Raw genomic sequence first — 14,857 nt, forward strand, 5'->3', positions numbered from 1 at the left:
AAATCTGAGACGGGAAAGCGAAGTTACAGGGATTCCTGCCTTGCAAACAGCGCAGAAAACCAGTCTGTAAACACCCTGACTTTAGGCACAAGATTGCGCCGGTCAGGATACAGCACCGAGACCGGTTTGGTTACCGCCGTGTATTCGGCCAGCACCTCTGTCAGTCTTCCTGATTGCAGATGCGGTTCCAGTGCGAAGCGCAAAGCATGAAGCATACCCAGACCCGCCAGGCCACAGGAGATCAATGCGTCCGAGTTATTGACCAGCATGCTGCTGCCGGGGCGGCGAGACACAATTTCTCCGTTGATAACGAAATGCCACTCCATTACTTCACGACTGTGTTCACTGAAAAAATTCACCGCTTTATGATGGATAAGATCGTCAGGCGTCAGTGGCACACCCTGGCGCACAAGATAGGACGGCGCTGCGCCGGCTGACCCTCCTGTTGAGTCACACCGACTCCCGACGTCACAATCAGCCGCTGACCCGCCGGATGTGTATGCCACGCGGAGCGAGCGCCGGGTTCAAACGTGCCATATGCCGCGGAAACCTTGATTTCTTGATCGGCCTGGAATAACGGATCAACCCGGACGCGCCCGGTAAAATTCTCCGCCGCGCCGTAAACCGGGTTCTGGCTGCCGGCAGCAGCAATCTGCACGGCAGCATTTTGCTGCTGCGCAAAGGAGGAAAAGGTGATAAGTGGCAGTAACAGCCCGAGATAACTTATTTTTCCGGTCATGCAATGCGTCCTGTTGGTCGATAAAGTGGATGCTGCTTTGCAATGATTCTGGCGGAAGACGCCTGTCGTCAGGCTGACGACCGTCTGACAATTTTGTCAGTTGCGGCGGATAACGTTATCCCGGCATTTGCCGCCGCAAGTGAATCCTTGTAGCGGGATAATTGCGTATCAGGCGACAGCGCGAACGTCAGTCCAAAAGTATTGATACCGCTTTCGCTGCGCGCAAAGACTTCTCCCCGATGCATAATCGCTACAGCACGCACGATCGACAGCCCAAGACCGTGATGGGTATCGCTTTTAGCGCGTGAAGAGTCCACCCGATAAAACCGCTCAAACAGGCGCGGTAACTGCGCAGCCGTGATAGCATCGCCAGAATTAGAAACCGCAACACAGGCGTGACTTTCACTTTCGCTTAACCGCACGGTAACGGTGCTATGAGGCGGCGCGTGCCTTGCGCTGTTTTCCAGCAGGTTGGCCAGCGAGCGGTGAAATAAGCGCCGATCAATCCCGGCAACCACATCGCCTTCAACATCCAGACAAAGCTGCTTTTCAGCGAATGATGGCTCAACATATTCCGCTGTTTTCAGGGTTTCTTCGCGCAGTGAGACGCGTGTCAGCTGGGAAGCATGTTCACCGGCGTGAGCATGTGACAGGAACAGCATATCGTTAACGATTGAGGTCATCCGCTCCAGTTCCTCCAGATTTGAACCCAGTAACTCTTCAAGCTCCGCGTGTGATCGTCGGCGTGACAGACCCAGTTGTGTCTGGCCTGTCAGGTTGGTCAGCGGAGTGCGTAGTTCATGGGCCACATCGGCGTTAAAGCTTTCAAGCTGTCGCCATGCAACTTCCTGGCGCTCCAGCACGCCGTTAAAAGATAAGGCCAGTTGCTGAAGCTCTTCAGGCATTGCGTCGGTATCGAGGCGCTGACGATGATCTCCCGGAACCAGTTGCCGCGCCTGATTGCTGAGTGCGCCAACCGGACGTAAGCCGATTCTTGAGACGGCATACCCCAGTAGAGCAACAATAAGCACGCCTGACGCGGTAATGATCAGTAATGTACGAGTGAACGCTTCCAGCGTGCCCATATACGGCGTTGAGTCGATGGCCACGACATAGCGCAGCGCCGGTCTTGTGCCATTGGCCGGAATGGTTTTCACCAGCAGGAAAAGTGAGCAGGTACCTTCTGACGCACCGGGCATCTTATTAAAGCCTTCTTTCAGCGCAGACCAGTGAATCCCCACCGGCGGCGTACCGCCTACGCTAAAACGGGGGTTGTCGCTGACTATCCAGTAGCGAACGCGTTCACCCTCTGAGCTGGCAAGAACGGTAAATTTATTCGCCAGCGTTGGCCACTCCTCAGCCGAGTTTCGCGCTGTAATCCACGGACTCATCAGTGACTCGCGAAACAGCAGCTCGTTATGCATCTGCTTTTGCAATGAATCATGCAGCGAACTGCGCAGCAGAATGCCGATTGCTGAAACAATCAGTAGGGCGGATAAAGCAAACATCAGCGCCAGATGTAACGAGAGGGAGCGTCTGAACATGCCTTTCTCCGCCATTTAATGCTGCGCCCCGGGTCTGACTTCAAGGACATAACCCATACCGCGCACGGTATGCAGCAATCTGACCGCGAACGGTGCATCCACCTTGGCGCGCAGACGTTTAATCGCGACTTCAACCACATTGGCGTCACTGTCGAAATTCATATCCCAGACCTGTTCGGCAATCATCATCTTTGACAGGATTTCACCCTGGTGACGAGCCAGCAGACTCAGTAAAGCAAACTCTTTCGCCGTGAGTTCCAGCCGGGTTCCGGCGCGAAACACCCGGCGTGCCAGCAGGTCCAGCTGCAAATCGTAAATTTGCAGTTGGGTGATATCTGCGCCATCGGTTGCGCGGCGACGCACCAGCGCCTGAATGCGCGCCACCAGCTCAATCAGTGAAAAGGGTTTGGGGAGATAATCATCCGCGCCAAGCCGCAGGCCTTTAACGCGCTCATCCACCGAACCCCTGGCAGCAAGCATCAGCACCGGCGTTTGCTTACTGGCGCGAATACCTTCCAGTACCCGATAACCGTCCATTCCCGGAAGCATGACATCGAGGATGATCGCGTCGTAGTCGAATTCCAGCGCATAATGCAGGCCCTCCGTCCCCTCAGCGGAGACATCAACCGTAAAGCCAGATTCTCCCAGCGCACGGCTAAGATAGGTTGATGTTTTTTCTTCGTCTTCAACTAACAGCAGGCGCATAACCCTACTTCCTTATTCACTCTTTAAGGGGGCTTCGACATCTGAATAGACCTGCACAGCATCCGGTAACCTCTGCCCCATGATGGTAATGGCATCCAGCGACGTGCTGAGTTCGGTCATCTCGGATGAGGTCAGATGAAGACCTGCCGCCGACGTGTTCTGTAGCATATGATCCCTGTTCGTGGTGCCGGGGATGGGAACAATCCACGCTTTACGAGCCAGCAGCCATGCCAACGCAATCTGACCCGGAGCGGCATTTTTCCTTTTGGCCCAACGGGTCAGCAATTCAACAAGCTGTAAGTTATGCGCCAGATTTTCAGGTGCGAAACGGGATTCGGTGGCGCGAATATCGCCAGAGGCAAATCGGGTATTCGCGTCAATCCAGCCGGTCAGAAACTGCACGCCCAGCGGACTCCATGGTACGAAGCCGATGCCGAGTGCTTCGCATGTCGGCAGCACATTCTTTTCCGGTCCCCGCCATAGCATTGAGTATTCGCTTTGCACGGCGGTAACCGGAAGCGCTGCATGGGCCCGTTTCAGGGTATTGATCCCCATTTCTGATAGCCCCCAGTGCAGGACTTTGCCCTGATCCATCAGGTCTTTTATCACACCTGCTACATCTTCAATGGGAACCTGAGGATCGACACGGTGTTGATACAGCAAATCGATGCGATCGGTACGCAGCCGTTTAAGCATGCCTTCAACGACTTGCCTGATATGCTCAGGGCGACTATTCAGCCCCGGAAGACGCTTACCGGTTTGCTGATCGATGTTCCAGCCAAATTTTGTGGCAATAACAATCTTGTCGCGAAAAGGTGCCACGCCTTCACCGAGGATTTTTTCCACTTCAAGCGGGCCATAGGCTTCTGCGGCATCAAAAAAGGTCACACCTTGATCGTAAGCTCTGCGGATGATGTTCACCATTTCCGGACGCCAGGGGACACTGGTGTCGTATTTACGGCTCATATTCTGGACACCCAGTCCGATGGCCGACACCTCAAGTCCACCCAGCCTGCGTTTGCCCGGTGCAGCAGAATGTTGGCTGTCCAGATTTTCTGCTCCTCCGTGAGAGGGCAGATTCGTTGTGGTCTTTTCGTCGGCAGAAGCCTGTGACAGGAATGATGCTGCTGCGACACCTGCGCCTGCAATCAGTAACTTACGTCGTTGCGGCATCACGGGGTTATTTTCATAAGATATGCGTTCATTTTTACGTGTCATTAAAGATTCCTCATTCAGCAGATTGAACATCAAGCAGATTGACCTGAGCACATCTTAGTCCTTGCTTGCCAACATCAAGCTGACAGTAACCTGACAGCATTGTCAGAAAACCCAGTGCTCGTCGGCCGGCGTTTTCTGACAAACATGTTATTCAGCTGTCATGATGCTGACAGTCTCATTTCCCTAATCTGACCCTGAATATTCGCTGTCGCGAGCCTGTTAATCAGTCCGTCACTCAATCGGGAGATACCATGAAATTCACTCTCTTAAATGCCATGTTGCTTACGGCAATGGCCGGTATTACTTCAGTGCATGCTGCTGACTACAAACAAAATCCCTTTTACTCTGGTCTATGACGGTGCCCTCACCGAGAACGTTAACGGCAAGGTTAATATTCATCCGGTGAAATATGATCTCCACGGCATCCAGATTGCCGCGAATGTCTACACGCCTGCCAATTACGACGCTGCCAAAAAATATCCTGCGGTGGTGGTGGCTCATCCTAACGGCGGCGTAAAAGAGCAGGTCGCCGGATTGTATGCTCAGCGTCTGGCAGAACATGGCTACATCACCATCACCGCCGATGCGGCTTATCAGGGAGCCAGTGGCGGTATGCCGCGCAGTGTTGATAAACCGGCAAACCGCATTGAAGATATTCACGGGATGGCGGATTACCTCAGTCAGTACCCCGGCGTTGATGCCGCACGTATTGGCCTGCTGGGTATCTGCGGCGGCGGCGGTTATTCGCTGAAAGCGGCTCAGACCGATAAGCGATTTAAAGCGCTGGCGACACTCAGCATGTTCGACTCCGGCCTGGTGCGCCGTAACGGTTACCTGGATTCCCAGCTCTCCACCATCGAGGCGCGCCTGAAACAGGCAACCGATGCGCGTATAAAAGAAGTCACCACCGGTGAGGTAAGCTATTCCGGGGACGCCAACCTGACGGATGAACAAATCGCCAAACTGCCGTTTGACCTGTATCGCCAGGGTTACGAGTACTACTGGAAAACCCATGCGCATCCGAACTCGACGTTCCGCTATACCACCAGTAGCCTGCTTGATTTGATGCGCTTTGACGCGCAAAGCAATATGGATCTGATTAATCAGCCGCTGCTGATGATGGCCGGTACCCAAGCCGACTCGCGCTATATGACCGAGAGTGCTTTTAAAAAGGCCAGCGGTACCCGCAATAAAGAGCTGGTCCTGATCGATGGCGCGACGCATATCGACACTTACTGGGTGCCTCGCTATGTTGATCAGGCGGTGAGCAAACTGGATACCTTCTTTGATAAAAATCTCTAACTCAGCGTTTTGGTGACACGTGTGGTCAGTGCCATTACGGCACTGGCTGCGGTAAACAGCGCGATGATCCAGCCCATTGTCCAGGGGGTGCCATCGCTGAGCAGTGCCAGTAGCAAGGAAGAGATAATGCCGCTGCCGTATTGCAGTGACCCCATCAGTGCCGCAGCAGAACCGGCAACCTTCGGTACCGCATCCAGCGCGGCGGCTGTCGATGTTGCGGCAATAATTCCATTCATTGAAAAGAAGACAAACACCGCCACCACGATCAGGCTAATTCCGCCGATGCCCATACCGGTAGCAACCGCAAGCACAACTGCCGCGAGCGTGGCGACGACTACCGCGAACTTCAGCAATACTTCAAGGGGATAGCGATGTACCAGACGCCGGTTCACCATGCTGACGGCCACCAGACCGACGATATTCAGCGCAAACAGCCAACCGAAATGTTGTGGATCGATGCCAAAGTAAGTGATGTAGACAAAAGGGGAGCCGGTAATAAACGCATAGGCCGCGACATAGTAGAACATCAGGCATAACGTGAAGCGCATATAGCTCGTGTTAGTCAGTAACGCGAAATAGTTGCGAAAGGCGCTGGATAAGGAGGCTTTAACCCGCTTTTCTTCGGCTAATGTTTCGGGTAGCCAGGCTGATGCTGCCAGCATTAGGGCGCCGATTATCGCCAGTAACCAGAAGATCGCATGCCATGAGGTGATTTTAATTATTTGTCCGCCGAGCAGCGGCCCGGCAATGGGTGCAATAGCCATAATGATCATCAGCGTTGACAGCATTTGCGCGGCACGTGTGCGGCTAAACAGATCGCGGATCATGGCTCGCGCCAGCATCGGCCCGGTGCAGGCTCCCAGAGCCTGAAACACCCGCCAGAAAACGATTTGCGCCATATCGGTTGAGAGGGCGCAACCGACGGAACCGATAATGAACAATGCCATTCCAATAAACAGCGGTAAGCGGCGACCAAAGTGATCGCTAATCGGTCCCCAGATTAATTGAGCAATGCAAAAACCGATTAAAAATCCGGTCACCGTCAGTTCCGCATCACCCTGCAAATCTCTCGCCATTAAGGGCATGGCCGGCAAGTAAATATCGGTTGATAAGGAAGTCACAGCCATTAATGCACTAAGAATGATGACGAATGTGAAGCCAGTCAATTTTCCGGCCACTGTCCGGGATCGCGTCTGCGTGTCAGTCATGTTTATCCATCTGGATATCGGGAGATAGACGTATGTTAGCGATATTGGGCAAAACGATAATCATTGATAATCGGATAAGCACTATGAATAGCATTCATAAGTCATACGAGGGGGGGAGAAAGTGAAATGGTGGAGTGGGGTTAATAACGATTAAAAACAGTGCGTTGGATTCAGTGGCAATTTAATGCCACCGAATTTATCGGTGGCGTTAGGGCATTGAATCTTAACCTGTCGATTACATTTTTATCGGCATCCCATCTCATCTTTCGCCAGGGTGCCGGGCTGTGATTTTATCCTGCGGGATATTTCTGTCGGTAAGGCTGGCCAGATCCTCAAAAAATAATTGGTTTTTCTTTCAATGCTGTCAACGGTCACCTGATAATCGCAGAAGTTAGCCGATCGGGGTAAGTTTTGGTCCATGATAAAAGCTGAGTATTTCCCGGAATCAGGCCCCGCACCAATGAAAATTACTTTCCAGTAGCCGCTGGGAAGTCTGGCATTTGGCATCGCAGGAAGCCCCCCCAAATCCCTCTCAAATAGCGGCCCGGTGACGGTATAAACTGCCGAAATATCTTCACGATTCGCAAGCTGTCTCTCTTTATCCTCTAACCGTGCCCATGCTCCCTGATTCAGGGCAGACTTTTGTGGCGTAATATTAGAAAGATAATTCAGTGACTCCCAGTCCACTGTCCCGCCCAATGCGACCAGCGGTGCCTGATGCCCCCGATCGATCGCTAATGCTGCATTGGCTCCGGTCCAGGCCGCAGGCGCCAGAGTATCGGTTGCAGGCAGAGCCGGATCCTGCTTCCAATTTCTGGGACGATTACTGGCCTGGCTGGTTTTAGTTATTTTATAGGCGACCCAGTTTGCAAAGTAGGTATTGCCATTATTATTTAAGCTATAAGCCTCGCGGGTAAGGGTCTGATTGCTTCCGCCAAGCGGACATCCCACCAGGCAGTTGTCAATAATGACACGTGTTGACGGTGGTTGTTTTGGCGTACAGGCTGCCAGAAAAAGCATTGAAAACAGAACCAGAATACTGGAACAGCGAAATCTGAACATATTCCCTCCTTGTTGGCATTCTTTCCATGTTTACTGTCACCATTGATATATTAGTGGCTAAGCGTTGAAAGCATCACGGATATCAGCGCTGGAGATTATGGCTGCGCGTAAACAGAACATCCCGGATACGCCGACCGTATAAACCGACCGCCAGGCCCGTTACGATAAGTAACACGGCAAGGATTTTAACCGGTGACAGGCTTTCACCGAAAATGGCCACTGAGCCGAGAATACCAAATACCGGCACCAGTAACGATAGCGGGGCAACGGTGGATACCGGGTATTGTTTCAGCAACGAATTCCATACCCAGTAACCGAAAAGCGTATTCGGGTAAACCTGGAACAGGATTGACAGCAACGCGCGCGAATCCACTTGAGTGAATAATGAGGTATATCCACTGGTGCCATTGACCAGGTAGTCGAGCAGAAATAGCGGAACAGGAGCGAAAGCACTCGACCAGACCAGAAAGGCAAAGATCTGCCGGGTTGCGCTTTTTTTATTGATGATATTGGCAATACTCCAGGCTATCGCGCCGACTAATACCAGCGCCATACCGGAAAGGGTGACAGACCCGTCGGTGATAAAGACAATGCTCAGGAGTCCTGCTGAGGCAATAACGATACCGGCTATCTGATATTGAGTCAGCTTTTCCCTGAAGATGCGGCTGCCTGATAAAATGGTGAAAAAGGCGCTGAATTGTAGCAGCAATGACGCGATACCGGCAGAAAGCCCGGTTTTAATCCCGAGGTTAACCAGTCCCCATAAACCGATACCAAAAACCAGTCCGTAACTGATGATATAACGCCAGCTGACATCGGGTTTGGGAATAAAAAAGAGGGCGGGTAATGCGCATAAAGTGAAACGTATTCCGGCCAAAATAAACGGATCAATCGTGGTCAGCCCCAGTTTGATCACGGAAAAATTGATGCCCCATATTGCGGTAATAAGAATGGCGAGTAGCAGATGATGTATTTTCATTATTTTTGTGACCCTGACCAAAAAATAAATGCCGCCGCGCTGACTGCTGCACCTGACAGGCATACTGCCTGCCAGCCCCAAACAGCATAGAGCTGGGTGGCCGCAATGGCTCCCAGTGCGCTCCCGACCGAATAAAAAAACATATAAGCCCCGGCGAGACGACTTTGTGCATCCGACCTGGCGGCAAAGATAAGGCTCTGATTGGTTACATGTACCGCCTGCACGGCGAAGTCCAGAGTGATAACCCCGACGATCAGCAATAGCAGAGAGGTTTCGGCGCAGGCGATGGGGAGCCAGGACAGGGTCAGTAATGCCAGTGAAAACCCTGTTGTGCGTTGACCCCAACCGCGATCGGCCCACCGTCCGGCTTTTGCCGCCGCCAGTGCGCCAGCAATACCGGCCAGGCCAAACAATCCTGTCTGGGTATGCGAGAGCGACTGCGCGCTGAGCGGCAATACCATGGCTGTCCACAACATGCTAAAGTCAGCAAAAATCAGCAGGGCAAGGACTCCTCTTTTCCTTAGCATCGGTTCCGTGAGAAAAAGCCCGAATACGGACCTGATCAGTGTCCGGTAAGACGCTTTCAGCGGTGGCTGCTGCGTGGACGGGATCGCTTTCCACAGCACGCCAGCCATCATCAGCATCAGACAGGCAGAGCTGAGATAGACCGCGCGCCACCCCGCAACATCGGCTATCACACCGGATAAAAAACGCCCCAGAAGGATCCCGATTACCACGCCACTGGTTATGGTGCCAATCGTTTTACCACGCTGCTGAGGTGCTGCCAGCGTCGCGGCATAAGCCACCACCACCTGAACAACTACCGCCATCAGTCCGACCAACACCATTGTGCTGAGCAGGGTGCCCCAGTGCTGTGAGCAACCCGCTACGATTAAAGCTGCTGCCGAGAGCAATATCTGAGTAATAATCAGATGTTTTCGATTGCACAGATCGCCCAGTGGAACCAGAAAAAGCAGTCCTGCCGCATAGCCAATTTGCGTCGCCGTCACGACCATTCCGGTAACACCAGGCTGGACATGCAGGCTGCTGGCCATCGATTTGAGCAGCGGCTGAGCCAGATAGACATTGGCAACGCTGAGGGCACAGGTCACAGACAACAACAGTATCAGGCGGGGGGATAATCGCGGGTCAGTCGATGCAGGCTCATGCACTGTTTCGCCGGTTTCTGTTATGCCGCCGGTTGCCGCAGATTTTTCCTTCAAACTCAGTTTTGGATGCATCATTTTTCCTGGTTTTGATTCGGTTTCTTTTTGAAACCACTTTGCTTATTTATCAGTGGTGGTTTTTTTTTGCAACTGCTTTTGATTTTCATTATGCTGATAAGCAGTGAACGCGCAGACAGAAAGAGGATTCAGATGGCTAAGCAGGAATCACTGAGAAACAGCGAATGTCCGGTCGCCAGGACTGTAGAGACGATTGGCGAGCGCTGGTGCCTGATGATTATTCGCGAGGCGTTTGACGATGTTCGCCGCTTCAGTGAGTTTCAAAAAAATCTGGGCCTTGCCAAAAATATTCTGGCGTCACGTCTGAAACTGCTGGTCGATATTGGCGTGTTTGAGGTCAGTCCGGTTGCTGACGGCAGCGCTTATCACGAGTATGTTCTTACGGAAATGGGGCGTTCTGTGTTTCCCATTGTGATAGCCATGCGGCAGTGGGGAGAGCGCTATATGTTCGAAAAAGGAGAGGTGCATTCGGTACTTGTGGATAACCAGTCTGAACAGTCAATCCTGCCACTGGAAGTCCGTTCAGTTCAGGGGCAGAAACTGGCGCCGGCAGACTGTCACCGCCAGCGAGTGATCAAAGATTGAAGTGATGAAATAAGCGGATATTTCGGATGATGTAATATCGCCCGCCGCTTTTTTTTATTTCAGTGAGCGTTTTAACGCCTCAATAAACAGACTTACCCGCAGCGGCAGATGGCGGGTAGTGGGCAGCAAAGCCCAGACCGACAGATTCTGTTGCGTCACATCCTGCAACTCAATGGCAACCAGTGAGCCTTCATTAAGCTCCTTTTTGACATCCCACAGGGTCAGCTGCGCAATGCCCAGCCCCTGAACGCAAAGCTCCCTGACGCCTTCCACATTACTGGAGCTGAAACGCCCCTCCACGCTAATGCTGGTACTTTGCCCTTCAGCCTCGAAGGTCCATTGCAGCACATTGGTCAGCCGCAGGCAGTGGTGGGTAGTTAAATCATTTAAGTTTTTCGGAATGCCATATTGATGCAGATAGGCCGGTGATGCGCAGACGACCCGCGGGTTATCGATAATTTTTCGCGCAATAAGGCTGGAATCTTTCAGGGGAGCAATACGGACGGCGACATCAATACCCCGGCCAACAATATCCACAATATCTTCAGTCAACTGAACATCAATACGCAATTCCGGGTTTGCGGAAAGCAGGCCCGGAACCAGCGGCAGAATATTCCGCCGTCCAAACCCCGAAGGTGCTGTCACCCGTAATAAGCCGACAGCGCCTTTCGTTTCCGCAGAGAACAGCGCTTTGGCTCCGGCCTCTGCTTCGATCAACGCACGGGCATAGGGTAAAAATTCGCTGCCTTCCTGGGTCAGGGAAACCGATCGCGTTGTACGTTGCAGCAATCGTGCGCCCAGCATCTTTTCCAGCGCCGCCAGCCGTCGCGAAACCGCCATGGGGGAAATGTCCAGTCGTCGTGCCGCCTGTGTCAGGCTGCTGGTTTCGGTAATCGTCAGAAAAAGGCGAACGTCATGAAGATTCATAGTCAGGTTTTTTGCTCAGTAAACTGAAGTCAGGCGGGCAGTATTGCGACCAATAACACCTGAGACTGCGTGTCATTATAACGATTTTTGTTATACCAGCTTATCATTTTGCCCTGTTTAAGCCAGCCGCCACAGAGATTATATTGCCTGCGGTTTTTAATCCTCAATAAGGTGGCGTTAAATGAGTTCATCATCCCTGTTCAGTTCAGGCCGAGTGGGTAATCTGCTGCTCAGTAACCGTCTGGCTGTCGCACCCATGACCCGGGTATCCGCCTCTGAAAAGGGTATTCCCGGTGAGCGCATGCAAGCGTATTACGCAGATTTTGCACGTGGCGGTTTTGCCCTGGTGGTCACTGAAGGCATTTATATCGATAGTGCGTGGTCGCAAAGCTATGCGTTTCAGGCCGGAATGATCAATACCGAACAGACTTCAGCCTGGCGTAAGATTACGGATGCCGTTCATGCGCAGGGCGGCCATATCTTCGCGCAAATCCAGCACTCTGGTGCGCTGTCGCAGGGGAATAACTATCTTGAGGGCACCGTTGCGCCCTCGGCTGTTCGTCCGAAAGGCCAGCAAATGACGTTTTACCGTGGTGAAGGACAGTATCCGTTACCTCGAGAGCTTAATAATCATGAAATCGAAAATATTATCGACAGCTTTGCTGATGCTGCGTCCCGTGCGGTAATCGAAGCCGGATTTGATGGCGTGGAGATCCATGGTGCCAATGGTTATCTTCTGGACCAGTTCTTCACTGATTACACCAATCTGCGCAGCGATAAATGGGGTGGCGATATTGCCGGTCGCCTGACATTAAGTCTGGCGGTAATTAAGGCAGTCCGCGCGCGCGTCGGGGCTGAAGTGCCGGTCGGTATCCGTATTTCTCAGGGTAAAGTTAATGATTTCTTCCACAAATGGGCAAATGGCGAACAGGATGCGCGTGTGGTCTTTACGCTGCTGGCGGAATCAGGCATTGATTATTTGCACCTGACTGAGTTTGAAGCCTGGCAGCCAGCATTTTCCGGCAACAGCCTTTCACTGGTTGCGCTGGCGCGTAAATATGCACCTGATCTGCCCATTATGGCTAACGGCAGTCTGCATGAACCCCAGCGGGCGCAGGACATGATCGCTCTCGGGGCTGATTTTATTGCGCTGGGACGTGGTGCGCTGGCGAATCATAACTGGCCAAAACGCGTAAAGGACGGGCAACCCCTGAATCCATTCGACAGCAGCCTGCTTGGCCCGATAGCGGATATTAAAGATAGCGAACTACCTGAATAAATAAATCAGGGTTTCTCGGTGCGCGGAGAGGCCCATTTCGCACAGGAATCGCTGTCGCGCAGCCGTCGGGCAAGGCAGATAAACTGACGTAAGGGAACTATCAGGGGCATCCCAGCCCCAGGAGATTTTATTCGAAGCAGACGTCCGGATTATCGGACAGGGTGACAAACTGTTTGGTGCTTTTATCCAGAGCACGGATTACGCCGCTTTCAATATCGTATACCCAGCCATGCAGACGCAGGGCGTTGTTACGCAGTCCGACGGCGACAGACGGATGGGTTTTGATATTGTTTAACTGTGCAATGACATTCTCCTGCACCATCGCGTTAACTTTTTCGTCCTCAGTGGCGTAACTTTTCTTCTCCACTACAGCCTTAGCGGCATCGGAATAGCGCAGCCAGTGGGCCACCGCTGGCATGGGATCAAGGCACTGGCAGGAAGCGATCGCTTTCATCGCGCCACAGTTAGAGTGACCGCAAATAACGATATCAGTTACGCCTAAGGCAACCACAGCATATTCGATAGTCGCAGATACACCGCCTGGTTCCGGGCCGAAAGAGGGCACGATATTGCCTGCATTTCGAATCACAAACAGCTGCCCCGGATCCTGCTGGGTAACCAGTTCCGGCACCAGACGGCTGTCTGAGCAGGAGATAAATAAAGCCTTGGGATTTTGGCTGGAAGCCAGGCTGCGAAACAGCTCTTTTTGGTCGGGGAAAATCTCTTTCTGGAAGTTTAAAAATCCTTCAACAATATGTTTCATAGCAGCAGCTTCTCCTCGCTTCAGAGCATTATTTAAATTGTATTATGGCATCGTCATGGCGGCAGGTTCAACTGAGATAAAGACCAGAGAAGTTTGTCATCACTGGCGCAGGACTTCGCCGCCCAGGGTATTCCATTAAACCGGTGTGCTATGGGCGCGACAGGTAATGCCGTGCCCGTGCCACAGCGGTTATAAAATCAACCCGACGTGAATCTCTTCGCTACTGGAGATTAGACGTTAGCGAAGTCATCAGGATGAAAGTCACGGAACAGTGCTTGCCATATCTTAAATATCTGGTTTCTGTTTTCGAGTTCATGGAGAAAGGAATTGTCTTTCGCTCGGACTGGAATGACCTCGTGATAAAATATAAATTCTCTTTGAGCTCCCAGCAAATACCTGGGTTTGGCAGGATTAAACTGACTCAGGCTAAGCCGTGAGGGAGGAGTCAACGTAGATTTACCGCGCCAGATATCTCTGAGTGCTTCAATATGAGATTCCTGAATGCGCGGCTCTCTAAGTGCCTCGGTGAGTTTGATCTCTTGCCCAGCCGCCATTGGCACCGTAAGGCTTTCCAGGTCTTTCAAATATTTCTCTACATTAGTCAGCATGGTGGTGGATGTCGCGCGTAATCTATCTACGTCAAGCCCGCTGAGGTGGCGCAAGATTCTGGGCATAATTACCGGGTTACCCGATACTTTTTCAATGTCGGAAAGAGGTTGCGCAGCGTTTAGCTCAGGGAGAGAGGCATGTTCTGCTTCCGTCAGAACTTCATAGTCACCCGCCACCGCAGTCTTATTTAACAGTCGGTAGCCGCCCGCTGCCAGACCTGTACCGAATGACAGTATTCCTGCCGCAAATGAGATCCATCCGAGCAGCGAAGCCGCTTTCGGATTGCTATGATCCATGGCATTGCTGACCAGCCCGGTAACATCCGCCACCAGGCCCGCTGCACCGGTAGCCAGTGTTATCGCCGATGACGCGCCCAGTGCGGCACTGAGGCTTCCCGCGACGGCGAGCGAGGCCCCGGCGGTAAAGGCCGCCGTCAGCAGACCCAGCATCCCCAGCCCGATCCCCAGCCCGGCCTGCCAGCTAAAATGGCCGGATGGGTCAGACTGGTTGATCGGGTCGGCATGACAGTATGCATAAGGATTAATCCCACCGCGGCCAAACGGACTCCAGCTGTCCGGGCAGGAAAAACGCATTAACTCCGGGTTATACACCCGATAGCCCTTACCCAGGTGGTAATGGTTACCAACGGGGTCGAGGCGCTCACTATTAAATTTCAATAAACAACGACTCATC

The 14,857-nt window shown here is 52.5% G+C and carries 12 protein-coding genes and 3 pseudogenes; 3 read left to right on the forward strand and 12 right to left on the reverse strand.

Annotated features, from left to right (window positions below; translation table 11 throughout):
- Positions 1–23: 23 nt before the first annotated feature.
- The 5 genes and pseudogenes from NG42_RS08845 to NG42_RS08865 all read right to left on the reverse strand — a co-directional run.
- Positions 24–428, reverse strand: a pseudogene (locus NG42_RS08845) (LysR substrate-binding domain-containing protein); the annotation flags it as partial.
- Positions 425–739, reverse strand: a pseudogene (locus NG42_RS08850) (cupin domain-containing protein); the annotation flags it as partial. The pseudogenes NG42_RS08845 and NG42_RS08850, both read right to left, overlap by 4 nt.
- 68 nt (positions 740–807) lie before the next feature.
- Positions 808–2,283 (reverse strand): heavy metal sensor histidine kinase, encoded by a 1,476-nt coding sequence (locus tag NG42_RS08855; protein WP_052898992.1) that lies wholly within the window; start codon positions 2,281–2,283, stop codon positions 808–810.
- A gap of 15 nt (positions 2,284–2,298) precedes the next feature.
- Positions 2,299–2,988, reverse strand: coding sequence for a heavy metal response regulator transcription factor (locus NG42_RS08860; protein WP_052898936.1), 690 nt, complete (start codon positions 2,986–2,988; stop codon positions 2,299–2,301).
- A gap of 12 nt (positions 2,989–3,000) precedes the next feature.
- Positions 3,001–4,206 (reverse strand): aldo/keto reductase, encoded by a 1,206-nt coding sequence (locus NG42_RS08865; protein WP_420911305.1) that lies wholly within the window; start codon positions 4,204–4,206, stop codon positions 3,001–3,003.
- 251 nt (positions 4,207–4,457) lie between these two features.
- Here NG42_RS08865 and NG42_RS08870 point away from each other — a divergent pair.
- A pseudogene (locus tag NG42_RS08870) lies at positions 4,458–5,508 on the forward strand (alpha/beta hydrolase).
- Here NG42_RS08870 and NG42_RS08875 read toward each other — a convergent pair.
- From NG42_RS08875 to NG42_RS08890, 4 genes are all read right to left on the reverse strand, one after another.
- On the reverse strand, positions 5,505–6,716 hold the full coding sequence (locus tag NG42_RS08875; protein ID WP_052898937.1) for a multidrug effflux MFS transporter: 1,212 nt from the start codon (positions 6,714–6,716) through the stop codon (positions 5,505–5,507). The pseudogene NG42_RS08870 and the gene NG42_RS08875 overlap by 4 nt on opposite strands.
- Positions 6,717–6,959: 243 nt before the next feature.
- Entirely contained in the window at positions 6,960–7,736 is a 777-nt protein-coding gene (locus NG42_RS08880; RefSeq protein WP_420911306.1) for a DNA/RNA non-specific endonuclease, read from the reverse strand.
- A gap of 124 nt (positions 7,737–7,860) precedes the next feature.
- Positions 7,861–8,757 (reverse strand): EamA family transporter, encoded by an 897-nt coding sequence (locus NG42_RS08885; RefSeq protein ID WP_052898939.1) that lies wholly within the window; start codon positions 8,755–8,757, stop codon positions 7,861–7,863.
- Positions 8,757–9,878: an MFS transporter gene (locus NG42_RS08890; RefSeq protein WP_052898994.1), complete on the reverse strand. Its 1,122-nt coding sequence runs from the start codon at positions 9,876–9,878 to the stop codon at positions 8,757–8,759. The genes NG42_RS08885 and NG42_RS08890 overlap by 1 nt, the downstream gene beginning before the upstream one ends.
- Before the next feature lie 255 nt (positions 9,879–10,133).
- On the opposite strand from NG42_RS08890, the gene NG42_RS08895 reads away from it, so the two are divergent.
- Complete coding sequence (locus NG42_RS08895) at positions 10,134–10,586, forward strand: winged helix-turn-helix transcriptional regulator (RefSeq protein WP_052898940.1); 453 nt, start codon at positions 10,134–10,136, stop codon at positions 10,584–10,586.
- A 54-nt stretch (positions 10,587–10,640) separates the two neighbouring features.
- On the opposite strand, the gene NG42_RS08900 is transcribed toward NG42_RS08895, so the two are convergent.
- Positions 10,641–11,513, reverse strand: a complete 873-nt coding sequence (locus NG42_RS08900) for a LysR family transcriptional regulator (protein WP_052898941.1) — start codon at positions 11,511–11,513, stop codon at positions 10,641–10,643.
- Positions 11,514–11,694: 181 nt separating this feature from the next.
- Between NG42_RS08900 and NG42_RS08905 the strand changes: the two genes are divergently transcribed.
- Positions 11,695–12,792: an NADH:flavin oxidoreductase gene (locus NG42_RS08905; RefSeq protein ID WP_052898942.1), complete on the forward strand. Its 1,098-nt coding sequence runs from the start codon at positions 11,695–11,697 to the stop codon at positions 12,790–12,792.
- A gap of 127 nt (positions 12,793–12,919) precedes the next feature.
- Here NG42_RS08905 and NG42_RS08910 read toward each other — a convergent pair whose 3' ends face one another.
- Both NG42_RS08910 and NG42_RS08915 read right to left on the reverse strand, forming a co-directional pair.
- Positions 12,920–13,555 carry a carbonic anhydrase gene (locus tag NG42_RS08910; protein ID WP_052898943.1) on the reverse strand — a complete coding sequence of 212 codons (636 nt, stop codon included), beginning with the start codon at positions 13,553–13,555 and terminating at the stop codon, positions 12,920–12,922.
- 230 nt (positions 13,556–13,785) lie between these two features.
- Positions 13,786–14,856, reverse strand: coding sequence for an RHS repeat-associated core domain-containing protein (locus NG42_RS08915; RefSeq protein WP_053115787.1), 1,071 nt, complete (start codon positions 14,854–14,856; stop codon positions 13,786–13,788).
- Position 14,857: the final 1 nt, after the last annotated feature.

This window comes from Winslowiella iniecta (genome assembly GCF_001267535.1).
GTDB classification, from domain to species: domain Bacteria; phylum Pseudomonadota; class Gammaproteobacteria; order Enterobacterales; family Enterobacteriaceae; genus Erwinia; species Erwinia iniecta.

Coding starts and splice junctions, on each gene's coding strand:
- NG42_RS08910 (WP_052898943.1), bottom strand. CDS start 13,555: ATGAAACATATTGTTGAAGGATTTTTAAACTTCCAGAAAGAGATTTTC.
- NG42_RS08895 (WP_052898940.1), top strand. CDS start 10,134: ATGGCTAAGCAGGAATCACTGAGAAACAGCGAATGTCCGGTCGCCAGG.
- NG42_RS08885 (WP_052898939.1), bottom strand. CDS start 8,757: ATGAAAATACATCATCTGCTACTCGCCATTCTTATTACCGCAATATGG.
- NG42_RS08880 (WP_420911306.1), bottom strand. CDS start 7,736: ATGCTTTTTCTGGCAGCCTGTACGCCAAAACAACCACCGTCAACACGT.
- NG42_RS08860 (WP_052898936.1), bottom strand. CDS start 2,988: ATGCGCCTGCTGTTAGTTGAAGACGAAGAAAAAACATCAACCTATCTT.
- NG42_RS08915 (WP_053115787.1), bottom strand. CDS start 14,856: ATGAGTCGTTGTTTATTGAAATTTAATAGTGAGCGCCTCGACCCCGTT.
- NG42_RS08865 (WP_420911305.1), bottom strand. CDS start 4,206: ATGACACGTAAAAATGAACGCATATCTTATGAAAATAACCCCGTGATG.
- NG42_RS08855 (WP_052898992.1), bottom strand. CDS start 2,283: ATGTTCAGACGCTCCCTCTCGTTACATCTGGCGCTGATGTTTGCTTTA.
- NG42_RS08900 (WP_052898941.1), bottom strand. CDS start 11,513: ATGAATCTTCATGACGTTCGCCTTTTTCTGACGATTACCGAAACCAGC.
- NG42_RS08875 (WP_052898937.1), bottom strand. CDS start 6,716: ATGACTGACACGCAGACGCGATCCCGGACAGTGGCCGGAAAATTGACT.
- NG42_RS08905 (WP_052898942.1), top strand. CDS start 11,695: ATGAGTTCATCATCCCTGTTCAGTTCAGGCCGAGTGGGTAATCTGCTG.